Source organism: Spongorhabdus nitratireducens, from assembly GCA_947387575.1.
Lineage (GTDB): Bacteria > Pseudomonadota > Gammaproteobacteria > Pseudomonadales > Endozoicomonadaceae > CANDOC01.
In genome coordinates this window covers 2,501-26,376 of record CANDOC010000002.1, presented here as the reverse complement: position 1 = coordinate 26,376, position 23,876 = coordinate 2,501, and the positions used below count along the sequence as shown (strand labels likewise).

Genomic DNA, 23,876 nt, shown 5'->3' with positions numbered 1-23,876 from the left:
GGAATATTTCCATGTCACAACTGGACTTCCTCATTCAGCACCGGAACCCGGGCATTCCACCCCAGTTCGGTAGCAACCCGGTCACTCATTGCCTGCGCTGCTTCAGGTTCACCGTGGGTCACAAAAACCTGTTTCGGCGGTGTTTTGATACTGCTCAGCCAGCTGATCATCTGCCCGGCATCGGCGTGAGCAGAGAGTGAATCAAGATGGCAGATATTCGCTTTGACCGGTACATCCTGGCCATGAATCTTGATGCTGGTGGCGCCGTGAACCAGTTTTTCTCCCCGGGTTGCCATGGACTGATAGCCTGCAAAGATAATGGTATTGCGATGTTTGGGCAGCATTTTCTTCAGATGGTGCAATACCCGGCCGCCACTGGCCATGCCGCTGGCAGAAACGATGATGCTGGGATAGTTCTGTTCCATCAGCGCCATGGAATCTTCGACAGTGCGAACATAATGGGTCATGGCATCAATACGTTCACAGTCTTCCTTGCTAAGGCGATGTCTTTCATGAAAGCGGTGAAAGACCTCTGTCGCCTTGATGGCCATTGGGCTGTTCAGATAGACCGGCAGTGGCGGAATCCGGTTCTGGCTTTTCAGTTGTTCCAGAATATGCAGCATCATCTGGGCCCGGCCAACAGCAAAGGCAGGAATCAGAACAGAGCCACCGGCTTTGGCTGTTTTTGCGATCAGTCGGACAAAGGCATCTAAATCCAGATCCAGGTGCTCACGATCACCGTAGGTGGATTCAATCACCAGATAATCTGCTCTTTTCAGCGGCTCGGGAGGATACATGATGACATCATCCGGCCGGCCAACATCTCCGGAAAAGACCAGCAGCTCATGACCATCGAATACTTCCAGGGAAGCAGCGCCTAGAATATGCCCTGCTGGCCTGAAACGAATGCTGACATCATCTGCCAGTTTATGAATATCGTTGAAGGCTACAGGCTGCAGTTGCTTCAGGGCCTTGCGGGCATCTTCTTCGGTATACAGAGGCAGCGGCGGGTTATGTTTGGAATAACCATGACGGCTGGCATAACGGGCATCTTCTTCCTGCAGGAAGCCGGCATCAGGCAATAGAATTTTACATAGTTCTTTGGTGCCGGGCGTGGTGTAGACGGGGCCGGAAAACCCCTTTTTGACCAGCAGCGGCAGGTAGCCACTGTGATCAAGATGGGCGTGGGTCAAAACCACCGCATCCAGTTTTTCCGGTTTAACCGGCAAATCCTGCCAGTTCATCTGGCGATAATTCTTGACCCCCTGATAAAGGCCGCAGTCCACTAGAATACGCCGGCCGTTAACCTCAACCAGATACTTGGAACCCGTAACGGTGCCGGTTGCGCCCAGAAACTGTAGTTTCATTATGCTCTCCCCCCACTACTTCGGCCTGTTGTGAATCCTTTACAGACCCTGCAGGTTTATTCTGAACCTATTGCTGGCAAGTTTCATCTCTTTAGGTCCACTCAGGGATAGAGCAGCAGCTATTCAGCTGAAACAGGGAACTGAAAGCCCTGAATTGGCTCTATAGGAATGTAGAAAATATTGCCGTAATGCGAATAAGTGATTGACGCAGTTCCTTTGCTTCTTATAGATTTAACCCTGATTTAATCTTGAAGCCGGGAGCCTGAACCTGATCAGGACACGATAGAGAGTGGATATACCTGTACGCCGATATTTATCACCCTTGCCCTGTAGTGGTGCATCCCTGACGGGGGCGTCCGGTTGTGGCAACCGTGGTGATCAGTCCGAAAACACCTCTTTTGAGTCAATGCAGTCCTCTGTAGCTGTCCTGCTGTCTGCTTCTATTTCCTCCCCTTCCTGGCGATGGTGCCACTGGCGTTAATACGCCGCCTTCCGTTTTTTGTTGCTTGCAGCTCAGGCTGTGATGCAAACACCCTGACCAAGTTTTTAATAAAACAGTTTCTTAAAACATCTTGATACCACTTGGGTATTAGCTACATCGCAGGTTTATTTATCATGACTCCGGAGTTGTTTGGCAAACTGGCTGCTGAAGGCTACAACCGCATTCCCGTGGTGCGCGAAATTCTGGCTGATCTGGAAACACCGCTCAGTACTTATCTTAAACTGGCAGATGGTCCCTATTCATGCTTGCTGGAATCTGTGCAGGGCGGCGAAAAGTGGGGCCGCTATTCCTTTATCGGACTGCCTGCAAGAGAAGTTGTCCGGGTCTACGACCATCGGGTTGAAGTGACCCGCAACGGTGAGCTGGTGGAAGCAACCGAAGTGACTGATCCGCTGGTATGGGTTGAGCAATATCAGGCCCGCTTCAATGTGCCTGAGCTGCCCGATATGCCACGTTTCCATGGTGGTCTGGTCGGCTACTTTGGTTACGATACGGTGCGTTATGTTGAGCCCCGGTTACAGGCATCCGTTCCCGAAAATGATATCGGTACGCCGGATATTCTGTTGATGCTCACTGATGAGCTGGTGGTATTTGATAACCTGGCCGGCAAACTGATGCTGGTGGTTCATGCGGATCCTGCTGTTGATAACGCGCTGGATAATGCACAACAGCGACTGCAGACACTTGAACGACAGCTGCGCGATACTCATGCGCGTTCTCCGGTTTCCCAGCCCGGACTGGTTCCTGTTGCTGAAGATGATTTTGAGTCGGCTTTCGGTCAGGAAGCATTTGAGGGCGCGGTAGAGAAAATCCGTGACTATATTCTGGCCGGTGACTGTATGCAGGTGGTGGTTTCCCAGCGTATGTCCGTGCCGTTTGAATGTCCGCCACTAAACCTGTACCGGGCGCTGCGCTGCCTGAATCCCTCTCCCTATATGTACTTCCTGAACCTGGGTGACCATCACGTTGTCGGATCTTCCCCTGAAATTCTGGCCCGGCTGGAAGAAGGTGAAGTGGCGGTGCGTCCGATTGCCGGCACCCGCAAACGTGGTGCAACAGAAGCTCGTGATCTGGAGCTGGAACAGGAGCTGTTGGCCGATCCTAAAGAAATTGCCGAACACCTGATGCTGATCGATCTGGGGCGTAACGATGTCGGTCGTGTCGCCAAGACCGGCACGGTGGAACTCACTGATAAAATGACCATCGAACGTTACTCACACGTTATGCATATTGTTTCCAATGTAAAAGGTCAGTTGAAAGACGGCCTGAATGCACTCGATGTGCTCCGTGCAACCTTGCCTGCCGGTACGCTCAGTGGAGCACCCAAAGTGCGGGCGATGGAAATTATCGACGAACTGGAGCCGGTAAAACGCGGTATTTATGGTGGAGCTGTCGGTTATCTGGCATGGAATGGCAATATGGACACCGCTATTGCCATTCGCACCGCCGTTATTAAGGACAGCAAACTTTATATTCAGGCTGGTGCCGGAGTTGTTGCTGACTCCAAACCGGATCTGGAATGGAAAGAAACCCGCAACAAGGGACGGGCAATGTTCCGTGCGGTTGCCATGACCCAGCAGGGACTGACTGACGTTTAATTTTCGGTAGCTGGTCAGGATTGCTGTTTTGCGTGAGCTGTTTTCTGTCCGGAAGTTGATGCCTGAATGACTGACCCGAATCAAACAACACTGTGCAGTGATTCGGGGGAGAAAAAATATGCTGTTAATGATCGATAACTACGACTCTTTTACCTACAACCTGGTGCAGTATTTTGGCGAGCTGGGGGCGGACATCAAGGTGTTTCGCAATGACGAAATTACCATTGAAGAGATTGAAGCGCTGAATCCGGAGCGAATTGTTATTTCTCCCGGTCCCTGCACCCCAAACGAAGCCGGTATTTCCATGGAAGCGATTCGTCACTTTGCCGGCAAACTACCGCTGCTTGGCGTATGTCTCGGTCACCAGAGTATTGGTCAGGTCTTCGGTGGCAAGGTAGTACGGGCCAAACAGGTCATGCACGGCAAGATTTCACCGGTATGGCATGAAAATAAAGGTGTGTTTGAAGGACTGCCGAATCCGGTCTCTGTGACACGTTACCACTCTCTGGTAATCGAAAAAGACAGCCTGCCGGACTGTCTGGAAATTACCGCATGGACCCGTACCGAAGACGGTCATTTTGATGAAATTATGGGTGTGCGGCACAAAACACTGGATATCGAGGGCGTACAGTTCCATCCGGAATCTATTATGACCGAGCAGGGGCACGAGCTGCTGGCGAACTTCCTCAGACGCTGATAACAAATTTAATTAAACAATTAGTCAGATAATGAAGGTGCAGTAATGGATATCAAAGAAGCAATATCAAGAGTCGCAGAAAACCTGGATTTAAGCCGTGAAGAAATGCGGCAGGTGATGACCCTGATCATGACCGGCGAGTGCACACCGGCTCAGGTCGGTGCATTCCTGATGGGGCTGCGGCTGAAAAGTGAAAGTATTGATGAAATTACCGCCGCTGTAGAAGTGATGCGAGAGCTGGCTCTGCCGGTCACCATCAATGCAGATCATCTGGTCGATATCGTCGGCACAGGTGGTGACGGCGCACACATCTTTAATGTTTCTACTGCCTCATCTTTTGTTGCGGCGGCTGCCGGCGCCCAGGTCGCAAAACATGGCAACTATGGTGTTTCCAGTTCTTCCGGTAGCGCAGACCTGTTGTCCTCTGCTGGAGTAAAGCTGGGGCTGAAGCCTGAGCTGGTAGCCCGCTGTGTAGAAGAGGTTGGTGTGGGCTTTATGTTTGCACCGGCTCACCATTCTGCAATGAAAAATGTGGTTGGTATTCGTCGTGAAATGGGTATTCGTACCCTGTTTAATATTCTTGGGCCGATGACCAATCCAGCCGGAGTTAAAAACCAGTTGATAGGTGTTTTCACCAAAGAACTTTGTCGTCCGATGGCAGAAGTTCTGAGCCGTCTGGGCAGTGACCATGTGTTGGTCGTGCATTCTGCAGATGGTCTGGATGAGATCAGTTTGGCCAATGAAACCTATGTGGTAGAACTGAAAGACGGTGTGATTTCCGAGTACACCATCAAACCGGAAGATTTTGGCATCGACAGCCAGAGCCTGATCGGTCTGAACGTTGACTCTCCGGCTGAATCTCTGGAGCTGATTCGTGACGCTCTGGGCAAGCAAGAAGGCAAATATGCCCAAAAGGCGGCTGATATGGTGGCCCTGAATGCTGGTGCCGGTATTTATGCTGCCAACCTGACAATGACCCTGAAACAGGGTATTGAGATGGCTCAGGATGCCATTGCCAGTGGTCTGGCGTTGGAAAAAATGCGTGAGCTGGCCAGTTTTTCCAGCCTGATGGCGGAGGTGAATGAGTGAGCGTTCCAACGATTCTGCAGAAAATTATTGCCCGTAAGCACGAAGAGATCGCAGAGCGCAGTCGTGTCAAAACACTGGCAGATCTTCGGACAGCAGCTGAAACGGCAGATTCGGTTCGTGGCTTTGCCATAGCGCTGGAGCAGCGTGCAGCAGCAGGTAAAGCCGCCATTATTGCCGAGATCAAGAAAGCTTCACCCAGCAAGGGTGTAATTCGTGATGACTTCAGACCGGCAGAGATTGCCGAAAGTTATGCCCGTGCCGGTGCTGCCTGTCTTTCTGTGCTGACTGATGCCGACTTTTTCCAGGGCCATGAGGACTACCTGCAGCAGGCCCGTGAAGCTTGTTCCCTGCCGGTAATTCGCAAGGACTTTCTGGTTGATCCTTACCAGATCTATGAAGCCCGGGCGATCAACGCAGACTGTGTACTACTGATTGTTGCAGCACTTGATGATGCCCAGTTGCATGATCTTAACCTGCTGGCAATTGAGCTGGGAATGGATGTACTGGTGGAAGTGCATGACCAGCAGGAACTGGATCGGGCACTGAAGCTGCAGCCCAAGCTGTTGGGGGTTAATAACCGTAACCTGCACACCTTTGATGTATCGCTGAATACAACACTGGATTTATATAAACAGTCACCGGAAGGTTCTCTGTTTATTACTGAAAGCGGTATTCATACGCCGGATGATGTGACGCTGATGCTGGATAACCGGATTTTCGGTTTCCTGGTCGGCGAAGCCTTTATGCGGGCAGATGATCCGGGTGAACGGTTGCAGGATTTGTTTGACGCTGCTTTGTAGGAAAAGAAAAAGCATCAGCAATTAACCTGATTGCTGATGCTTTTTATCGTTTGCCTACTGGTCCTTGCTATTCGCCTTCTTTCTCCATGCGGTTGCCTGAGCAACCGAGTGCTGGAACTTTCTGGCGGTTTCCTGGATGACAAACGGAATATCAATCGGCGGCTGAATTTCTTCGAAGTGCTCGCTGAGTATTCGTTTCAAACCATCGTATGTGTGGAGTACTTCCCCATTTTCCCTGATACCTCCGACCCACTTGTCTTTAGCCGTATATTCTTCCAGCCAGGTATAGGGTGATGTGAGCACCAGTACGCCTCCCGGCCTGATTCTCTGATGAATCAGGCCAAGAAATGCAGCGGGATCAGCCAATCGATCAATCAGATTGCCGGCGAATACAAGATCATAATTATTGTATTTGGGCTTCAGGTTACAGGCATCGCCCTGAGTGAACAGTATCCTGTTTGTATCTATATCCTCCGCAAAATCGCTAATCCGGGCCTCGTTATAGTTCCCCAGTTCGCCTTCGGTAGGTGTGAAGAACCTGATTTTTCCATTGTGCTGTAGTTCTGATGCGGCAGAGATAAAGCGTGCCGAGAAGTCGATACCGTCTACATGCCGAAACCAGCGGGCTAGTTCAAAACTGCTGCGACCTACAGAGCAGCCGAGATCAAGCGCCCGGGTCATATTGCTGCTGCTCATAAGCTGATGACACAGTTGAGCGCAGGCTACAGGGTAGTTTTCAATGCCAAAGTGCTGTTTGCCGTAATGGAATTCCAGGTACTGAGAAACCAGAGCATCGGTTTCATAGGGGTTAACGTTAGACTTACTGGCTGCTGAGGACTCTACATAGCGAAATCCCGCATGCTGGAAAAAGTGACGTCGGAACGCATAACGGGAATCGCGAATGGCGTAGTTTCCGGTGGATATCCAGCAACCGCCTTTTATCAGATTATGTTTACCGTCAAAGGTCGGGGTTGAAAAATCATCGTAGTAGGGGTGAACCCGGAATCCTTCAAAGCCGTCGATAGCCGTTGTCGTCCATTGCCAGACATTACCGATAATGTCGCAGAACTCACCGTCTCTGAACTGATCAACCGGGCAGCTTGAGGCCCAGTATTCGAGGTTGATATTACCGGGAGCCTGTTTCCAGTAGGGCTGATCAGTTTCAATCTGGTTTCTCAGGCAATACCACTCAGCTTCGGATGGGAGCTGAATATTCAACCCGGTGACTTCTGACTTCCAGCGACAAAAAGCCTGTGCTTCATGACAGTTGACATCGACAGGCCAGTTCCAGGGCATATCAATCTCTTCCAGCATAGTCCGGAAGCGATAGCTGTTGCCACTTTCTTTGGGTACCCAGAATTCCGGGTGTGTTGCCCTGGCAAAGGTTGCCCATGCCCAGCCTTCATCCGTCCAGTACCGTTCAGTGTTGTAGCCTTTAGCAGCGACAAACTCATGGAATTCCTGATTACTGACCAGGTATTCGCTGGCATAAAAGGGCGCTACGGTTTCCTCATGATGGCCATACTCGTTGTCCCAGCCATAAAGAGGGCTGTCGTAAGGCTTTCCCAGTTCGATGTGACCGCCATGATGGGCAACCAGTTTGTTTTCGGGGGCCGGGCCGGATTCAGGGCAGTGTTTCCAGCTCGGGTGGGGTTTGACGTATTCAATGGGAAGCTGGCGAATTAGTACTGAAGAAGTTTCCAGATGAATACGTTCGTGCTCAATGCCCATCATGATCAGCCAGCCGGGACTATCCCAGGTAATGGGAACTTCGAGGGGCATGGTTTTGATAAATTCTGAAATGGTTTGGCGAACCTGTTGGCGGTACTGCTTCATGGCCTCAACCGAAGGCCAGTTATAGTTTTTTTCGTCCAGGTCATCCCATGACATTTCATCGACACCAATAGCGACCATGGCTTCAATATCGGCATCAACGCGTTGAGGTAACAGACGTGCAGCGACCAGCTTATTGATAAAGAAGGTGGCTGTATGTCCGTAATAAAATATCAGTGGGTGTCTGAGCGTAATTGCTTTTTCGTACCAGGCTTCTTCTTTATTGAGGGTTTCAAATAACAAGTCGTACTGGTCAAAAGTTTCGCAAAAATAATCAAGTAACTCTTGTCGTTTTTGTTGAGGAGTGCCTGAGTCGAGAATCAGGGTGCGTGAAGGTTGTTGCTCGGACGTTTCGTTTTTTGGGACTGTTCTGGTCGACATGTTATCGGGTCCTTATGTCGTGCTGTACAGACCAATCAGCAACAGGGGTGTCAAAACATCTTAAACATTTTCTGGTGAGGCTAGCTACCTTCCTTCTTGCACGACTTCATGTTCGGTTTGGTATCCGTTTGCAGAGCATGAGGCAGTGCAGCACTTACATGGAAAAGTAGATATGGCCTGAAAGAATGATAATAGGCAAGGTTATGATGGTACGGAGCAAAAAGATCTGTAACAGATGTAAAAAACCGAGAGGGATTTTAGAGCGTAAAATCAGTACACCGACCTCGGACATATAAATCAGCTGGGTGATGGAAAGTGCTGCAATAACAAACCGGGTCAGTTCACTTTCAATACCTTTGGCCAGTGTGGCGGGCAGAAACATATCGGCAAAACCCAGCAGAATAGCTGGAGCAGCTTTATCGGCCTCGGGTAACCTGAAAAGCTCCAGTACATACGCCAGAGGTGAGGCGAGGGTATGGAAGATAGTCGTATGCTCGGCAATCACCAGCCCCAGTGTAGCGATGGTCATGATCACCGGTAGAAACACAATCCAGATATCCAGTGCACTGTGAACGCCATTTTTTAACAGGCTAAGAATACCCGGTGCTGTTCTGGCCTTGGTCAATGCATTGCTGTACCCCGCCTTCAGCGTTGTGGGTTCTCTTGATGTGCCTTGATCAGCTTCTACGTAGTAGCTGTCAGGAATACGGGACAGTGGTCTTATTCTTGGCAGAATTGCAGCCGCAATCAGACAGGCAATCATCACAGTGCTGTAATACCACAGGAACATATGTTCGAGCCCGACAAAGCTCAGGACAACGATGCTGAAGGTAATCGATACCACTGAAAAACCGGTGGCAATAACGGCAGCTTCTCTCCCGGTATAGTAACCCTTTTCATACTGACGACTGGTAATCAGGGTACCGACAGTGCCGTCCCCCAACAGGGAGGCGATAATATCAACTGCAGCAAATCCGGGAACGGTGTAGATAGGTCTGAGTGCCTTATGCATCAGACTGCCAAGCATTTCGACCAGCCCAAAGTCCAGCAACAGGGGGAGCAGCAAGCCCGCCAGCAGAAAGAAAACCACCAGAATCTTCAGCAGCTCATTCAGTACCAGTCCACCGGTATCATCTGCATATAACCACGCCGGTCCGGCCTGAAACAGAACCAGTAAACCGATAGATGCTCCGATAAATCTGACAGCCAGCCAGAAGTCACTGGTAAAAAACAGGGAGGAAAGCAGTTTGCTGTCCCTGATCATGGCGATATCGGTGATTCGAACCAGCAGTGATACCGCGGCGGATATCAGCATCATGCCCACTACAAAAACCGGAATCCAGCTGTCCAGCCAGCTGATCAGATGATTCCCGATAACTCCGACAATAATTGTCGGTTGGCCATTATGGGTAACAGGAATCAGGAACAGAAGAATTCCCAGCCCGGAAGGAATCAGAAACTTTAACAGGTCACGCAGGCCGCCACAGGGGGGGCTTGGCAGTGAGCTATCCGCAGATGCCTCCTGTGATGATGCAGTCGCCATGATATTTCCTGCTATTTATTGAAAATATATTCGTTATAGACCAATTCGACTCAGTTTGATGTATAAAGTTCATGAGTAATATGTTTTTTAAGTGAATAATTATTGTTTTGCGGTGGTTTTTAATCAGAGTAAAAGCAGAATAACCTAATAATTATTTAATACTGGCTTTCAAATCCGACCTCCTTACAATGAATTCTTTTCTTCTTTCACAGTTAAAATAAACAGGAGAATGAGGTGGAAGTCAGCGTTAAGTGGGTTGATGGTGTTCAGTTTTCAGGCGAAACCGGTAGTGGTCATTCTGTTGTGATGGATGGCCCGGCAGATCACGGAGGCCAGAATCAGGGTGGCCGCCCAATGGAAATGGTACTGCTGGGGCTGGCCGGATGTGCTGCATTTGATGTTGTGACCCTGCTGCGCAAGACCCGACAGGAGTTTGTGGACTGTGAAGTCAAGGTAAAAGCGGAGCGTGCAGACAGTATTCCATCTGTATTCACAAACATTGATCTGCTGTTTATTGTGACTGGCAATAATGTGGGTGAGAAGCAGGTGGAACGGGCTGTTTCACTGTCGGTGGACAAGTATTGCTCTGTTGCCCGAATGCTGGGTAATGGTGGCGTCAATATAACCCACCATTACCAGATTCAATAACTTCGAATGTATCAGGCTGTTTCTGCCGCTGCTTCCATCATAGTGTTGGCAATCAGGGTATAAACAGCTGTCCAGGCTTCAATGACTTCTTCAGTGCAGGCGTCACCGAGACCTTGCTGTAGTGTCCACAGCAGGGCTTGACCTACGGTTTCATAGTGCTCTTCTTTCACACCATAGGCGACGTGGCGCTGTGCCATATCTTCCAGTGCCGGAATAATATTGTCCAGATTGTTCAGGGCATTTACAGCTACACCCAGCACCTGCATCAGCTTCTTGCCTTGAGAGGTGATATCGCCCTTGAACATCGGGCGCAGGCTCGGATCCAGTTCAAACAACCGGCCGTAAAACAGTTTACCGGCGGTATCAGCAATCGGAACAACACTCTGCCAGGATTCGGTAACCAGTTGGATTTGTTTTTCAGTCAGTGACATCCGTAATTCTCGTTTTAATGGGGGACCAGTAACCGGTCACATGAAAACACATATTTCTGACGCAATCTCCAGACTGCCCAGCTGTGCTGCAGCTCCGGTCACATAGCTGGGCTATGCTCCCTACACTGCAACCCAACTGAGCACCCCGTTTATTGGCCAGAAATATATGCTTTCATATGATCGGCTACTTACTGCTTTTACGAGCGAATACAGGTTACAGATTCATTTTCTATTTTCAAATACAGAGAAGCCCTCTACCAACTCCCTAATAGGTACGTTCCAGCGGCATGATCTGCATGATCATGCTGCCCAGTATGGGTAAGTAATAAACCGAGGCAGCAACTATCAAGGCCATACAAATCAAGGGAAATACAATGCCAAGCAAGTTTTCAGCTTGGCTGGCGGCAGCAGGTTGAGAGCCGTATTGATTGGTTCCCGGGGATCCTTTGGCTAACGTCGTATAAAACAGCAGGGCAAGATTCAGCAGGGGAATAACCAGTAGTAGTGACATCAGACCTGAATGGTCCAGGTCATGCAGGCGGGGCATGGTAAGCATCATCATGTACAGCGTACCAATACTGCAGCATAAAAGAGCCAGCAAAAGCATGGTTTCACTCAGAGCGGTGCTGCTATGTAGTGCAGGCGTTGTCAGTAGCAGCATGGCTGCAAGCGTTGTCAGTAAAACACCGCCCCAGCCCCAGCAGGCATACTGCATTCGCCCCATGCGTCCACGTGTATTGAAACCGGTATCCGGAGCCGGTTGCAGGTCTTTGGGGAGTGACCTTTCCGGAAAAATCGGATCTTCCTGTTGCTCAGGGCTGTTGTCGTTTCTGGTTGTTGTTTGTGGTGGGTCAGGTTTCAAATAGACCTTTGTTCTGGTCTCGGGCTCTGCCACGGGCATTACCAGACAGTGGGCCCCCGCTCTGGCAATGGCCTGTTCGTAATGGCGAGCTTCATTACGTGACAAGCCCTTTTTCAGAATTACCGGCTTACCGGAAAACATCTGGTTCAGCTGTGCTTCGCTGATCTTGAACAATTTGGCGAAGTTGTGGCGGACTGTTTCCTGCTTATGGTCCGGCTGCAGCTGGCCCTTGAAAACAATGCGATAGTTTTTCGCTTCCATTGAATCCGCCTCATCCCTGTGGCTAGTTTTCAGCTCGCTTGTGACTCGTTTATAGATAACTTCTAGAGTGTTTTCAGATATTCAACCAGATCCTGACGCTGCTGCCTGCTCAGGGCCGGTAAAACAGTTCCGTCCATTTGTGCGGTACGGCCGGCGGCATACTCATGTCCGGTGTTGTGATTGCCGGGTATGGAGGTATCAAATGCCGTGCCGTCGTAACCTTCGGTTTTGAATCCAACTTTCTCAGGATCGAATTCACGACTGCCGACCATAAAGTTATCCGGGCGATACTCTCCGTCTTGCGGATCTCCGGGGCGCTTAACCGGTAGTAATAAATCATACAGGCTGGGTACCGAGCCGTTATGCAAGTATGGAGCTGTTGCCCAGATGCCGTTGAGTGAACGGGCCTTGTATGCCAGCAACGAACGATAGGGTTGAGCGGTTGTATCCGGCTCATAGTTACCGGCTTTCATGCTGGGTTTGATTTCGTTGGTGAAAAACGACATGCCCAGGGTATAGGCCCAGTCTGCCAGTCGGCGGATCATCCATTTATCCGTATCCGGTGTGCTGACAACGCCTTTGGTCGCTGATGTCAGAACCTGCACGACAGGTGCTGTTTCCTGAATCAGTACGGTACCAACCCCGACATCCTGATAGGTATGTTCAAAATTGCCGGACTTGCCCGTGTAATGAACACTGTTTGTCGCCATCGTCGGATCGGTACCGATATGCTCCAGGCTCGACATTTTGGCAATAACTTTGCGATCCCAGTTATTGCGGTCAATGACTTCATGGCAGGACTGGCAGTAGCGGGCGTAGAGTTTCTGTCCTCGTCGGGCTTTGTCCTGGTCAATTTCCCCCAGTACATATTCTGGCCAGACGGGGGACTTGAGGCTTTTCAAATGTGCTTCCAGTCGCTGCAGGTTGACCAGATCAATGGATGAGGTGAAGTTGATGTGCTTTCGCTTGTGCGTCTGCCCGGTAAGACGTGCAGCCAGACTGAATCCGGTGTCTTCAGCTTTCCAGTCAAGAATACCGAAGACGCCGATAACTTCTCCGGTGTTGCGACCAAGAGGGCCAAGCCCGGCATTGGATGCGAGCCCGTTCCATTGCACGTAATCCGACTGAGCAATATCCCACAGGAATGGATAACTGACCGGAGCGTTGGGCTCATTGAACAAGGCGTTTCGTACCTGCAGCATATGTGACATATCCAGGCCGGGATAGCCCGTTTTATCAGACATCAGACGCTTGATGATCAGGCTGAAGTCGCTGTCGCCCAGAATAGTGTCATTGATACCTTCAAGCACCTTGTTGATTTCTTGCTGGGTAAACAGCGGTATTCCGGCCTGATCTGTCATGTCGGACAAAATATGTTCGACATTGGCCTTGTTCAGCACGTACTGAAGTACACGGTTATATATGCGGCCGAAGGCGTCCAGCCGGGCATGGCCATAATCAACGCTGGTGTGGTTAATCGTGTTGTAAAGCTGTCGAGTGGCCGTCCACTTGTACAGGTCGTCCAGCACCTGGGTTTCTGTATCGTAGTTATTCTCAAGTGTCAGGACGGCACTCACAAAACGCTTGCGCTTGTCATCATCACTGATGGTTTGTTGCAGTGCAGCTTCCAGATTATCGAGAAAGCCGACCATATCAGCCATGGCCGGACCGCCATCGATCCGGATCGCCTGATTATTAAAGTTGACCTGGGCTGTATGGCAGGCGGCACAAGTCAGACCGACATAATCCTTGTCTTTATAGGTCTCTTTAACAAAGCCGACTGCCAGCCCGTCCGGATTAAAAAAGGTTGGTTTCTGGGGTAGGTAGCGATAGCGGTCCATATTCATCTGGGATCGCACCTGATCGGTTGAACCCGCTTGTTCCAGTGTTAGATAAAAATCATACGGCAGCAGAGCCGAACCCTGAGTGGTGTTGTAGAACCACAAGCTGTCGGCCGCTGACCAGCCCTGCTCCAGATAGACCGGTGTATCGTAACTTTCTCCGAAGGCACCATTTTGCAATGCAACACCGCCCCGGTCTTTATCACGATCCAGAATCTGATAGGTTTTACCTGCTGCAAGCGTCAGCAAGATGGCTAGAAAAAGGGCAAAGCAGGAAAATACGATTTGCCGCCGGTGGCGACGGAGAAACTGAAAGGAGTGCCTTACAAGCAAAACCAGTAGACGCAGAGCCATATTAAAGATCCCTTTAATGGCTTGTTATGGTGCGCCCAAACACTTGCTTTCGAATATTTTGGCGGCGTCTTTTTCCACCCTTACTGCGTTGCAGCTTGGGTTTCCTAGCGAGGGTCACGTAGCGATGGCTACGCTCCCGGCGCTGCGCCTTGAAGGATGAAAAAATCCACACCCCAAAATATTCGAAAGCAATCGCCCGGGCACTTATTTTTATTGTCTACAGCAATCATTTCACTTCTGGGAAAAATAGCAAGCACCGGAAAACGGGCCGGCACTTGCGCCATTGTAATGCTGATAACAGGGCCTGTCAGAAAGGCCGCACGACTACCAGAATCACAATCCCGATCAGCAGGAAGACCGGTACTTCATTAAACCAGCGGTAGAACACATGGTTGTGAGGATTCTCATCACGGGCAAACTTTTTCAGATAGTGACCACAGATGAAGTGATAAACAATTAACAGCAGCACCAGGGTTAACTTCGCGTGCATCCATCCTGCAGCCATATAGTAAGCCGGGGTGTAGGAAATCAGCCACAGACCCAGAATTACGGTAGCAATCATGGAGGGCGTCATAATGCCGCGATACAGTTTGCGCTCCATAATTTTGAAACGCTCCCGTCCGGCTTCGTCTTCACAGGCAGCGTGATAGACAAACAGACGGGGCAGGTAAAAAATGGCAGCAAACCAGCACACCACAGCAATGATATGAAAGGCTTTAACCCAGAGCATATATCGTCCTTAGGCATCATTATTGATATCAGCTTCGGAGTATATGCTTTATGCCTTTGAGTTTCTGCCGCTTCCCGCTATTTATCAGTGATAATAAGCCTCCAGCGACTGTCGGGTGATGACGCCCCGAACCCGAATGCCGGTTTTGCTTTGCATGGTGACGCACAGAATATCGGTACAGTTTTGCTGCATCATACGATGAGCTTCCAGCAGCGTGGCACTGACATCGATGGTGCCTGTTTCGTAGTGATCTCCCGGAATGCTGATCAGATCGATCAGGCTGGTGCCGGTATCCGGACAGGTGTCTTGGCCATCGCCGGGCAGGCATTGCTCATCCAGAAACTTTTCCAGATCTGCTGCCGGAATAATCTGTTTGATATGAGCTCTTTCACTGACCAATATCCAGCGCGGCTTTTCAGCGATGATTTGCCGGCAGAGCGCGGAAGATGAAAAACGTTTGACGGTACTGATATTGCCCTGCATCAGGCTGGCAACCCCGACCCGCTGCAGCGACTGGGCCAGAGGGCTGGTATCGGTATTATGACCTTTCAGCTGCAGCAGTGAGGCAAAGATGCCTGGCTGCCCTGATAACTGACGGCATAGCAGAGTTGCGGTGATAATGGTCAGCAGGGCCGGCATCACAATATGAGGATTGCGAGTCAGCTCCAGCATGGTCAGCAGCGCGGCCAGTGGAGCCTGAAGTACGGCGGCCAGCATGCTGCCCATACCCAGCAGGGCATAAAAATTACTGCCGGACTCCAGCTGAAAGTAGTGCTCGGCCACCATCCCGGTGATAGCTCCGGTTGCTACCCCCATCACTAGCGTCGGGCCAATCAGGCCTCCCGGCATACCCATACCGACGGATGTTGTCGTGGCGATCAGCTTGCCGACCAGAATCAGCGCAATATATTCCAGTGGCAATTCCCCTCGCAGTATCTGGTCGACAGATTCGTAGCCGATGCCCAGTACCTGTGGTACAGCAACAGCAATGATTCCGGTTAGTAGTCCAGCAATCCCCAGTCTTACAAACAGTGACTGGGAAGGGAAACGCTGGATTTTCAGTACCAGATAGCAGAACAGAAAGGCCAGTAGTCCGGTGACAATCCCCAGCATAAAGACCAGAGGCAGTTCCTGGGTATGGGTAAAGTGAAGAATAGGAACATCAAAAGCCGGGCTCTGTCCGAATACCAGCGAAGACAGGATAGCGCCGGTGACTGAGGCCAGTATTACCGGAATCAAGCTGCTGAAACTGTACTCCAGCATGATCACTTCCATGGTCAGAATCACTGCTGCAATCGGGGTATTAAAACCGGCCGCTACCGCAGCAGCACAACCACAACCAGTCAGTGTCCTTAGGCTGTTATTTGGTAACTTCAGCCACTGACCAAACAGGCTGCTGCTGGCTCCGCCAAGATGAATCGACGGGCCTTCCCGACCAACTGAGTTACCACTGACGATAGCTGTCAGAGCGCCAAGAAACTGGGCTATCAGGTTCATGGCGGGCAGTCGTCCCTGATGAGTTGCCAGACGCTCCATAACATGGGGAACACCAACCTGACGCTGGTGGGGCTGCAGCCGGGTAAAAAACCAGGCAATCAGCAGGGCGCCCAGTAGCGGAAGAGTCAGCCGAAACTCCCAGGACAGGCGGGCTATATAATCTGTTTCAGCTTCCCAGTACCAGCTGCTGAGAGGCAGGGTTGCCAGCAGTCGAAAGGCAATAATCAGGCTGCCGGTAACCAGTCCCGAAATAATACCCAGCAGGGCGAGTTGCGGCAGCGCTTCGGCGTCAGCCAGTCGGTGTCTGAAAGAATGCAGGGCTGGGTATCGGTCTGACATGGCTTCCCTGTTGTGGTAAATGAGAGTGCTGTGGTGCGCGCAGTAATCGTAAGGCGGCTGATTGTCGCCTTGGGAATTGTCGCCTGAAGAAAGGCTCTCTATTATTAGACCCTTCCGGACATGGTCCGGGGATGTTAACAAAAGACGAGAATAAAAATGAGTAAAATCAAGGTCGGTATTGTCGGAGGTACGGGTTATACCGGGGTCGAGTTGCTGCGACTGCTGGTTTCCCACCCGCAGGTCAGTATTGCTGCGGTGACATCCCGGGCAGAGCAGGGCAAACGGATCGACGATATTTATCCCAGCCTGCGAGGCCGTATCGATCTTGCCTTCACTGAGCCATCAGTGGAGGTACTGGGGGAGTGTGATCTGGTATTCTTCGCGACCCCGAACGGGGTGGCTATGAAAATGGTGCCTACCCTGTTGCAGCAAGGTGTCAGGGTAATTGATCTGGCCGCTGACTTCCGATTGAAGGATGTGCAGACCTGGCAGGAATGGTACGGCATGGAGCATGCCTGCCCGGAACTGTTGGAAGAAGCGGTTTATGGCCTGCCCGAACTCAATCGGGAAGCAGTTGAGTCTGCCCGGCTGGTGGCTAACCCGGGGTGCTATCCTACGGCAATACAACTGGGGGTATTACCCCTGATGCGCGCCGGATTATGTAATGGCACAATCATCGCCGATGCGAAATCCGGGGTAAGTGGTGCCGGGCGTCAGGCTCAGGTTGGCTCACTGTTATGTGAAGCCGGAGACAGTTTCAAGGCTTATGCGGTCAGTGGTCACCGGCATCTACCCGAGATCAGTCAGGGGCTGGGGATGATGGCAGGTGATGCTCCGGAGCTGGTGTTTGTGCCACATCTGTTACCCATGATTCGGGGTATTCATGCAACGACGTATGTTTCAGTGCCGGATCGCTCGGTTGATTTACAACAGTTATTTGAAAACTGCTACAAGAACGAGCCTTTTGTTGATGTATTGCCTGCAGGAAGCCATCCGGAAACCCGCAGTGTCAGAGGGTCGAATATTTGTCGTATAGCTGTGCACCGCCCGGGTAATGGTGACACGGTTGTCGTGCTGTCCGTGATTGATAATCTGGTGAAGGGTGCTGCAGGGCAGGCAGTGCAGAACTTCAATATTATGTATGGTCTGGAACCGGCGCTGGGGCTGGAGCAGGTGCCTTTGTCTCCCTAGGTTATGTTTACCTGAATCTCGGGGTTAAATAAACGGGGCAGGGTGTTGCCAGTATCTGACGGTTTCCGGAGCTGTTGATCTGTTCAAAACATGAAGTGAGTTGTTTGGATGCAGAGTACAAAAGATAGCGGGCATTACCGGGTAGTCCGGGAGCAACCGCGCAAGCAGTATTTATGGCCTGCTATCTGGATTGCAGTCACCGTGATGCTGGTAATATCCAGCTGGTTTTATGGTCGCTACGATATTGTCAGCAAGCAGGCGGATTATGCCGCTGATAATCAGCGGCTGAAGACGCTTGCCCGAGAACATAAAGATCAGATTGATCGCCTGTCTCAACAGGTTGCTATCTATGAGCAGGGGCGCAAGGTCGACCAGAAAGCGCTGGAGATGGCCCGGCAGGAAATGCTGCAACTGGAAGAAAGACGCTCGCAGCTGGAAAAGGAGCTGGTGCTTTACAAGAGCATCATTGTGCCTGAGCAGCTGGCAGAAGGTGTCCGGGTACAGCGGCTTGACCTGAGACCGGCAGAGATGGAGAACCATTACCATCTCAAGATGGTGCTGACCCAGGTGGCCCAGAAACACAACCTGCAACAGGGAACACTGGAAGCCTGGGTTTCCGGTGTTGACCAGAATGGTGAAGATCAGCAATTGCCGCTGGCTTCACTGGTGGAAGAGCTGGATGATCCGGTCAGACTGGGCTTTCGCTATTTTCAATCGATTCCGCTGGACGGCGGAGTACTTGAACTTAAATTGCCGGATGGATTCAGGCCCGCGCTGCTGAATGTGTTGATCACACTTGAAGACGGACGCAAGGCCAGGCAGATAGAGCAGGACTTTGAATGGCCTGCAGCAGAGTTTTCTGCAGTAGATGGAGAAGTTAATTAATGATGTGGAACAACAAGCGCACGCGTGAAGAAGGGGTAGAGTCGGATGCCGCGACTCTGATTTCTGTAGAAACCGCTATCACTGGCGATATCCGTTTCACTGGCACCCTGCACGTGGAAGGCCGGGTGAAAGGTAATATTGACGCCGAAAACGGTTATATCACCCTGTCTGAAACCGCTATTGTTGAAGGCAATATCCAGGTTCCCCGGATGCTGATCAATGGCACGGTGAAAGGTGATGTGGTTGCAACTGACCATCTGGAGTTGGCGCCACAAGCGGTTATTAGCGGCAATGTTTACTACAACCTGCTGGAAATGGCCCGGGGCGCCCAGATTAATGGCAGTCTGGAACACCGGATTGAGACTGTAACCAAGCATCTGCCGGACAAAACCAGTAAGGATACCGGTGACAAGAAGGCTGCGGTGCAGAAAGAAGCACACGCCTGATAGCGGTTAGCTGCAGCTTTACCTTGAAAAGGGTATGGCTGACACAATATTGGTTAGTATGTGTAATAGTTGACTGTAGTGCTAAGGTAATTGGATAATTTTACCATTAGAACACCACAGTAGTAGCTGCAGTGAGCAGACTGCATACAGTGGAATGCGTCTGACAGTTATATGTGTGCTGGCCTTATGCCAGATATTCATATGATAAAACAGAGACGATAGCCACAATTTCCGGAGGTTGGATGAGTACGGCTGAAACCTTTATTCCCGATCCTGTAACAATTACAGACAGTGCGGCAAATAAGGTTAAAACCCTGGTTGATGAAGAAGGCAACGACCGTCTTCACCTGCGGGTTTATGTGACAGGTGGCGGGTGTTCCGGCTTTCAGTATGGCTTTACCTTTGATGAAGAAGTAGCTGAAGACGATACTGTCGTGCGTAAGGGCGGTATGGCTGTCGTTATTGACCCGATGAGCTTCCAGTATCTTGTCGGAGCTGAAGTAGATTATCAGGAAGGTCTTGAAGGCTCGCGTTTTCTGGTGAAAAACCCCAATGCTGCAACAACCTGCGGCTGTGGCTCATCTTTCTCGATCTGAAGAATCAATATAGCCTGCATGAGATCCATGCAGGTTTTCTTCCTTCCCCCTGTTTACCCGGCTGATTGCCGGGTAATTTATTTCTGGTTTCTGCTTTAATTTTGTTCTCAGCCCTTAAGCCTGATAAATAGCACCCAGAATACGTTTACCGGAAGCACCGGTAATAGAAGGCAGGGCTATAGTATTTGATTCCATTGTTTGCATACTCAGCCATGCAAACGCGGCAGCTTCAATCCATTGTGGATCAATGCCCAAAGCGGCTGTCGTATTGATGGACATATTCGGCAATTGCTGTTGCAACAATGTCATTAAGTGGGAGTTGTCTGCGCCACCACCACAGACAAAAACCTGCTGGCGGTTTGCCGCATATTGAGTGATGGCCAGAGCAATAGACTCGGCAGTGAAGGCACACAGGGTTGCCTGTACATCCTGTGGCGGTAGATTCTGAAAATTCTGTAAATGTTGTAACAACCATTCAAGATTAAACAGCTCTCGCCCGGTTGATTTTGGAGGTGACAGTTGCAGATAAGGTGTTGCCATCAGTGCCTGTAATAACTTTTCTGACACCTGCCCGCTTTGAGCCCACTGGCCGTTACTATCAAAAGGCTTGCCAAGATGTTTTCGGCACCAGGCATCCATCAGGGTATTGCCGGGGCCGGTATCAAAACCACAAAGCTGAGGGTTTTGAACAGAAGGCATCACCGAGATATTGGCCAGTCCGCCAATATTCAACACCACGGCTGATTGCTTATCTGAATCACAAAGTGCCTGATGAAAAAAAGGCGCCAGTGGAGCACCCTGACCGCCAGCAGCCACATCCCGGCTGCGGAAATCGGCAACCGTTGTAATACTGGTTTGTTCTGCTATTCGAGAGGCATCGCCGATCTGCAAGGTAAAGCCCAGCTCGGGATGGTGGCGTATGGTCTGACCGTGGAATCCAATCGCTGTGACTGAACTGGCCTCAAGATTGTGCTGCTCAAGCAGCTTGTTTACCGTAACGGCAGCAATATCGCCCAGCTCACGGCTGGCTAACCCGAGCTGGTGGACTTCATTATGGCCGGGGCTGCATAACTGATGCAGTTGATCCTGCAGTTTGTCGGGAAAGGACACCGATGCTGTCTGCAGCAGTTGTGGTTTGTGGTTGCTGAAATCAACCAGTGCGCCATCCATACCATCGATGCTGGTACCGGACATTAAACCAATATAGAGCTTGCTCATTAGCTGACATGCCTGTCATTCATTCAGGACTAGCATGACAAAAAATCCATAAGGATGGCAGAGGCAAGCAGGTGAGTTTATTTAGATGATGAAGCCAGCATGGTTGGAGAGGACTTGTTCAGGCGCGCCATAACCAGCGTTGTATGCTTTTTAAATCGACCCATTTCGGCTTTGGCAATGGGAGCCGCGTTAGGGAATTTAACCGTCACAGGATTGACGTGATTGCCATTAACCCTGAATTCATAATGCAGGTGAGGTCCTGTTGCCAGTCCTGTCATCCCGACATAACCAATAACCTGTCCCTGCAGAACCTCTCTACCCACTTTTACTCCCCGGGCAAAGCCACTCATATGGGCATACAGTGTCTGATAACGCTGTCCGTGCTGAATGATAACTACATTGCCGTAGCCACCTTTCTTGCCGGAAAAGGTCACTTTGCCATCCCCGACACTTTTTATCGCGGTACCGTGAGGAGCCGCATAATCGACACCCTTATGAGCACGGATACGGTTCAGTACCGGATGGCGCCGTTTGAGATTAAAGTGGGAGCTAATGCGGGCAAACTCAACCGGGGTTCTGAGAAAGGCTTTGCGCAGGCTTTTACCATCGGGAGCGTAATAGGCTGTTTTACCCCGGCTGTCGGTATAACGAATAGCCTGATAACGTTCGCCCTGATTGATAAATTCGGCAGCCAGAATGTCACCAAAACCGATCCGTTCACCATCCAGCCGATGTTCCTCATATAAAACCCGGAAGGTATCGCCTTCCCTGATATCCAGCGCAAAATCGATATCCCAGGCAAAAATATCAGCCAGATGCATGGTGATTCTGTGAGGAATGCCGGCCTTCTGACCTGCCAGATACAAGGCATCGGTGATCTTGCCAGCAGCGCCTACAGCAACAATATCCGGAGTGCGGGTAATCATCTGGCCGTGATACTGACCACCCTTATATATAAAGTGGGCTGTTTCCAGTTTATTGCGGATATGCTTCAGCTCTGCCAGCTGTCCTTTGGCGTCGATACCAAATGACAGGCTTTGCCCTGGTTTGATCCAGTTCAGAGCTTTACCAAGACTACTACTGCGGGCGATTTTATGAGCGTGTGTGGCAGAAACGCCCTGGCTCTGGAAAAGATCTGACAGGTTGTCACCACTCTTGATAGCAACGTGTTTCCAGTGCAGCCCATCTTTTCCGGTCTTTTGTGTAGCTTCTTTTTTGGTTGTCTTTGCTGTTGCTACGGCTTTGCTGACTTCTTTTACTTCAGCTTTGGGAACCGCAGCTTTGGTATCGGATTTTGCTGGTTTGACTTTGGCGACGACTGATACCGAGGCCTGTTCTTTCTTGCGAGGAGGTGTGGAGGGTTTTGGTTTTTCTGCTGCAGGCTTACTCTCTTGCTTTAATAACTGCTCTTCAGCATGTTTAGCTGCTGCAATAATTTCTGACTTCAGGGTGAAGTTATCCGGATTGGGTTGACTGACTTCCAGCTCAAGAGGAACCTCTGTTCGCTTTGCCGAAACTTCCGGTGTAGGTAAAAGAAGGGCGAAGCCAATCATCCCGGCTGTGCAGGATGCCAGCAGAAAGTGCCGCCGGGGAAAAGCCCCCGATAATACGGTACGAACAAGGTGTTTCATGCCGTGCTTATGGTTTCATCACGTGATTTGGCAGTAGCATCAGTATAAGTATATGCAAAACTGTCGGCCGTGCTGTCGGGAAGTGAAGAGATTGCATCTCTCATTAGCAACACTCCCTGGCAGCATGGTGAAATTGTTCTGCCAGTCTGTATACTTGCCAGCTTATCGTTATTTTTATGAATTATCCGGTCAGGTTGAAGAATGTCTGCCAGCCAGAATGCATTACTGCAAGAGTTAGAATCCCGTGGACTTGTTTATCAGGTAACCGCTGCTGAAGAGCTGGCGGAACACTTGAAGGAGCCCAGAGCACTGTATTGCGGTTTTGATCCGACAGCTGACAGTCTGCATCTGGGTCACCTGGTTCCGCTGCTGGTACTGAAGCGTTTCCAGATGGCTGGCCACACTCCGATTGCGCTGGTGGGTGGTGCTACCGGTCTGATTGGTGATCCGAGCTTCAAAGCTGCTGAGCGTCAGCTGAATACTCCTGATATCGTTGCAGGCTGGGCTGACAAGATCAAAGCCCAGGTCAGCCAGTTTATCGATTTCGACTGTGGCGAGAACAGCGCCAAAGTTGTTAACAACCTGGACTGGGCCGGCGAAACCAACATGCTGACCTTCCTGCGGGATGTCGGCAAGCACTTCTCTGTTAACAGCATGGTTAACAAAGAATCTGTAAAGCAGCGTATCGAGCGTGAAGGCTCCGGTATTTCCTTCACCGAATTCTCCTATGCCCTGCTGCAGGGAATGGACTTCTCCGAACTGAACCGTCGCCATGACTGCACGATTCAGGTGGGTGGCCAGGATCAGTGGGGTAATATCGTCGGTGGTATCGACCTGTCCCGTCGCCAGAACAAGTCCCAGACTTTTGGTATGACTGTTCCGCTGGTAACCAAGGCTGACGGCACCAAGTTCGGCAAGACCGAATCCGGTGCCATATGGCTGGATCCGGCCAAGACCTCTCCGTACAGCTTCTACCAGTTCTGGATGAACAGTGCTGATGCTGACGTCTACAAGTTCCTGCGCTTCTTTACCTTCCTGAGCATCGAAGAGATTACTTCAATTGAAGAAGCTGATGCCCAGATCTCCGGTCGCAAGAGCGCCCAGGGTATTCTGGCCAAAGAAATGACCCGCATGGT

Annotated in this window: 21 protein-coding genes (1 of these 21 cut by a window edge); 11 read left to right on the top strand and 10 right to left on the bottom strand. The window is 50.7% G+C overall.

Annotated features, from left to right (window positions below; genetic code table 11):
* Positions 1–14: 14 nt before the first annotated feature.
* Positions 15–1,367, bottom strand: a complete 1,353-nt coding sequence (locus ACYZZ0_RS04775; protein WP_461535448.1) for an MBL fold metallo-hydrolase RNA specificity domain-containing protein — start codon at positions 1,365–1,367, stop codon at positions 15–17.
* A gap of 289 nt (positions 1,368–1,656) precedes the next feature.
* On the opposite strand from ACYZZ0_RS04775, the gene ACYZZ0_RS04770 reads away from it, so the two are divergent.
* The 5 genes from ACYZZ0_RS04770 to trpC all read left to right on the top strand — a co-directional run bounded on the left by ACYZZ0_RS04770 (position 1,657) and on the right by trpC (position 6,053).
* Positions 1,657–1,848, top strand: coding sequence for a hypothetical protein (locus tag ACYZZ0_RS04770; RefSeq protein WP_461535447.1), 192 nt, complete (start codon positions 1,657–1,659; stop codon positions 1,846–1,848).
* Between the two features lie 134 nt (positions 1,849–1,982).
* Positions 1,983–3,467: an anthranilate synthase component I gene (gene trpE / locus ACYZZ0_RS04765; RefSeq protein WP_461535446.1), complete on the top strand. Its 1,485-nt coding sequence runs from the start codon at positions 1,983–1,985 to the stop codon at positions 3,465–3,467.
* 118 nt (positions 3,468–3,585) lie between these two features.
* Positions 3,586–4,164: an aminodeoxychorismate/anthranilate synthase component II gene (locus ACYZZ0_RS04760; RefSeq protein WP_461535445.1), complete on the top strand. Its 579-nt coding sequence runs from the start codon at positions 3,586–3,588 to the stop codon at positions 4,162–4,164.
* 45 nt (positions 4,165–4,209) lie between these two features.
* Positions 4,210–5,253 (top strand): anthranilate phosphoribosyltransferase, encoded by a 1,044-nt coding sequence (trpD, locus tag ACYZZ0_RS04755; protein WP_461535444.1) that lies wholly within the window; start codon positions 4,210–4,212, stop codon positions 5,251–5,253.
* Positions 5,250–6,053 carry an indole-3-glycerol phosphate synthase TrpC gene (trpC, locus tag ACYZZ0_RS04750; RefSeq protein ID WP_461535443.1) on the top strand — a complete coding sequence of 268 codons (804 nt, stop codon included), beginning with the start codon at positions 5,250–5,252 and terminating at the stop codon, positions 6,051–6,053. Before trpD ends, trpC begins: the two co-directional genes overlap by 4 nt.
* A 54-nt stretch (positions 6,054–6,107) precedes the next feature.
* Here the strand turns inward: trpC and ovoA are convergent, their stop codons facing one another.
* Complete coding sequence (ovoA, locus tag ACYZZ0_RS04745) at positions 6,108–8,267, bottom strand: 5-histidylcysteine sulfoxide synthase (protein WP_461535442.1); 2,160 nt, start codon at positions 8,265–8,267, stop codon at positions 6,108–6,110.
* Positions 8,268–8,421: 154 nt separating this feature from the next.
* A complete protein-coding gene (locus ACYZZ0_RS04740; RefSeq protein WP_461535441.1) occupies positions 8,422–9,810 on the bottom strand; it encodes a YjiH family protein in 1,389 nt (462 codons plus the stop codon).
* Between the two features lie 234 nt (positions 9,811–10,044).
* Here ACYZZ0_RS04740 and ACYZZ0_RS04735 point away from each other — a divergent pair, with 234 nt between their 5' ends.
* Positions 10,045–10,458, top strand: a complete 414-nt coding sequence (locus ACYZZ0_RS04735) for an OsmC family protein (protein ID WP_461535440.1) — start codon at positions 10,045–10,047, stop codon at positions 10,456–10,458.
* 11 nt (positions 10,459–10,469) lie between these two features.
* Here ACYZZ0_RS04735 and ACYZZ0_RS04730 read toward each other — a convergent pair whose 3' ends face one another.
* The 5 genes from ACYZZ0_RS04730 to ACYZZ0_RS04710 all read right to left on the bottom strand — a co-directional run bounded on the left by ACYZZ0_RS04730 (position 10,470) and on the right by ACYZZ0_RS04710 (position 16,773).
* On the bottom strand, positions 10,470–10,889 hold the full coding sequence (locus ACYZZ0_RS04730) for a globin family protein (RefSeq protein ID WP_461535439.1): 420 nt from the start codon (positions 10,887–10,889) through the stop codon (positions 10,470–10,472).
* 265 nt (positions 10,890–11,154) lie between these two features.
* Complete coding sequence (locus ACYZZ0_RS04725) at positions 11,155–12,012, bottom strand: DUF805 domain-containing protein (protein ID WP_461535438.1); 858 nt, start codon at positions 12,010–12,012, stop codon at positions 11,155–11,157.
* Between the two features lie 62 nt (positions 12,013–12,074).
* Positions 12,075–14,207, bottom strand: coding sequence for a di-heme-cytochrome C peroxidase (locus tag ACYZZ0_RS04720; protein ID WP_461535437.1), 2,133 nt, complete (start codon positions 14,205–14,207; stop codon positions 12,075–12,077).
* Positions 14,208–14,514: 307 nt separating this feature from the next.
* Entirely contained in the window at positions 14,515–14,937 is a 423-nt protein-coding gene (gene hemJ / locus ACYZZ0_RS04715; RefSeq protein WP_461535436.1) for a protoporphyrinogen oxidase HemJ, read from the bottom strand.
* An 84-nt stretch (positions 14,938–15,021) separates the two neighbouring features.
* Positions 15,022–16,773, bottom strand: a complete 1,752-nt coding sequence (locus tag ACYZZ0_RS04710; RefSeq protein WP_461535435.1) for a chloride channel protein — start codon at positions 16,771–16,773, stop codon at positions 15,022–15,024.
* Positions 16,774–16,929: 156 nt separating this feature from the next.
* On the opposite strand from ACYZZ0_RS04710, the gene argC reads away from it, so the two are divergent.
* The 4 genes from argC (at position 16,930) to erpA (ending at position 19,891) form a co-directional block, all read left to right on the top strand.
* Entirely contained in the window at positions 16,930–17,964 is a 1,035-nt protein-coding gene (gene argC / locus ACYZZ0_RS04705; RefSeq protein WP_461535434.1) for an N-acetyl-gamma-glutamyl-phosphate reductase, read from the top strand.
* A gap of 108 nt (positions 17,965–18,072) precedes the next feature.
* Positions 18,073–18,849 carry a DUF6776 family protein gene (locus ACYZZ0_RS04700; RefSeq protein ID WP_461535433.1) on the top strand — a complete coding sequence of 259 codons (777 nt, stop codon included), beginning with the start codon at positions 18,073–18,075 and terminating at the stop codon, positions 18,847–18,849.
* Positions 18,849–19,295, top strand: coding sequence for a bactofilin family protein (locus ACYZZ0_RS04695; RefSeq protein ID WP_461535432.1), 447 nt, complete (start codon positions 18,849–18,851; stop codon positions 19,293–19,295). The genes ACYZZ0_RS04700 and ACYZZ0_RS04695 overlap by 1 nt, the downstream gene beginning before the upstream one ends.
* A 242-nt stretch (positions 19,296–19,537) precedes the next feature.
* Positions 19,538–19,891 carry an iron-sulfur cluster insertion protein ErpA gene (gene erpA / locus ACYZZ0_RS04690; protein WP_461535431.1) on the top strand — a complete coding sequence of 118 codons (354 nt, stop codon included), beginning with the start codon at positions 19,538–19,540 and terminating at the stop codon, positions 19,889–19,891.
* A gap of 114 nt (positions 19,892–20,005) precedes the next feature.
* Here the strand turns inward: erpA and ACYZZ0_RS04685 are convergent, their stop codons facing one another.
* Together ACYZZ0_RS04685 and ACYZZ0_RS04680 are read right to left on the bottom strand one after the other, a co-directional pair.
* Positions 20,006–21,109 (bottom strand): anhydro-N-acetylmuramic acid kinase, encoded by a 1,104-nt coding sequence (locus ACYZZ0_RS04685; protein WP_461535430.1) that lies wholly within the window; start codon positions 21,107–21,109, stop codon positions 20,006–20,008.
* Between the two features lie 77 nt (positions 21,110–21,186).
* Positions 21,187–22,740 carry an OapA family protein gene (locus ACYZZ0_RS04680; protein ID WP_461535429.1) on the bottom strand — a complete coding sequence of 518 codons (1,554 nt, stop codon included), beginning with the start codon at positions 22,738–22,740 and terminating at the stop codon, positions 21,187–21,189.
* A 201-nt stretch (positions 22,741–22,941) separates the two neighbouring features.
* Between ACYZZ0_RS04680 and tyrS the strand changes: the two genes are divergently transcribed.
* Positions 22,942–23,876, top strand: the 5' portion of a protein-coding gene (gene tyrS, locus ACYZZ0_RS04675; RefSeq protein WP_461535428.1) for a tyrosine--tRNA ligase. Its footprint extends 367 nt past the window's final position; only the first 935 of its 1,302 coding nucleotides appear in the window; it begins with the start codon at positions 22,942–22,944; its stop codon lies beyond the right edge, outside the window.

Coding starts and splice junctions, on each gene's coding strand:
- ACYZZ0_RS04775 (WP_461535448.1), bottom strand. CDS start 1,367: ATGAAACTACAGTTTCTGGGCGCAACCGGCACCGTTACGGGTTCCAAG.
- trpE (WP_461535446.1), top strand. CDS start 1,983: ATGACTCCGGAGTTGTTTGGCAAACTGGCTGCTGAAGGCTACAACCGC.
- ACYZZ0_RS04760 (WP_461535445.1), top strand. CDS start 3,586: ATGCTGTTAATGATCGATAACTACGACTCTTTTACCTACAACCTGGTG.
- trpD (WP_461535444.1), top strand. CDS start 4,210: ATGGATATCAAAGAAGCAATATCAAGAGTCGCAGAAAACCTGGATTTA.
- ovoA (WP_461535442.1), bottom strand. CDS start 8,267: ATGTCGACCAGAACAGTCCCAAAAAACGAAACGTCCGAGCAACAACCT.
- ACYZZ0_RS04740 (WP_461535441.1), bottom strand. CDS start 9,810: ATGGCGACTGCATCATCACAGGAGGCATCTGCGGATAGCTCACTGCCA.
- ACYZZ0_RS04730 (WP_461535439.1), bottom strand. CDS start 10,889: ATGTCACTGACTGAAAAACAAATCCAACTGGTTACCGAATCCTGGCAG.
- ACYZZ0_RS04725 (WP_461535438.1), bottom strand. CDS start 12,012: ATGGAAGCGAAAAACTATCGCATTGTTTTCAAGGGCCAGCTGCAGCCG.
- ACYZZ0_RS04720 (WP_461535437.1), bottom strand. CDS start 14,207: ATGGCTCTGCGTCTACTGGTTTTGCTTGTAAGGCACTCCTTTCAGTTT.
- hemJ (WP_461535436.1), bottom strand. CDS start 14,937: ATGCTCTGGGTTAAAGCCTTTCATATCATTGCTGTGGTGTGCTGGTTT.
- ACYZZ0_RS04710 (WP_461535435.1), bottom strand. CDS start 16,773: ATGTCAGACCGATACCCAGCCCTGCATTCTTTCAGACACCGACTGGCT.
- argC (WP_461535434.1), top strand. CDS start 16,930: ATGAGTAAAATCAAGGTCGGTATTGTCGGAGGTACGGGTTATACCGGG.
- ACYZZ0_RS04700 (WP_461535433.1), top strand. CDS start 18,073: ATGCAGAGTACAAAAGATAGCGGGCATTACCGGGTAGTCCGGGAGCAA.
- ACYZZ0_RS04695 (WP_461535432.1), top strand. CDS start 18,849: ATGATGTGGAACAACAAGCGCACGCGTGAAGAAGGGGTAGAGTCGGAT.
- erpA (WP_461535431.1), top strand. CDS start 19,538: ATGAGTACGGCTGAAACCTTTATTCCCGATCCTGTAACAATTACAGAC.
- ACYZZ0_RS04685 (WP_461535430.1), bottom strand. CDS start 21,109: ATGAGCAAGCTCTATATTGGTTTAATGTCCGGTACCAGCATCGATGGT.
- ACYZZ0_RS04680 (WP_461535429.1), bottom strand. CDS start 22,740: ATGAAACACCTTGTTCGTACCGTATTATCGGGGGCTTTTCCCCGGCGG.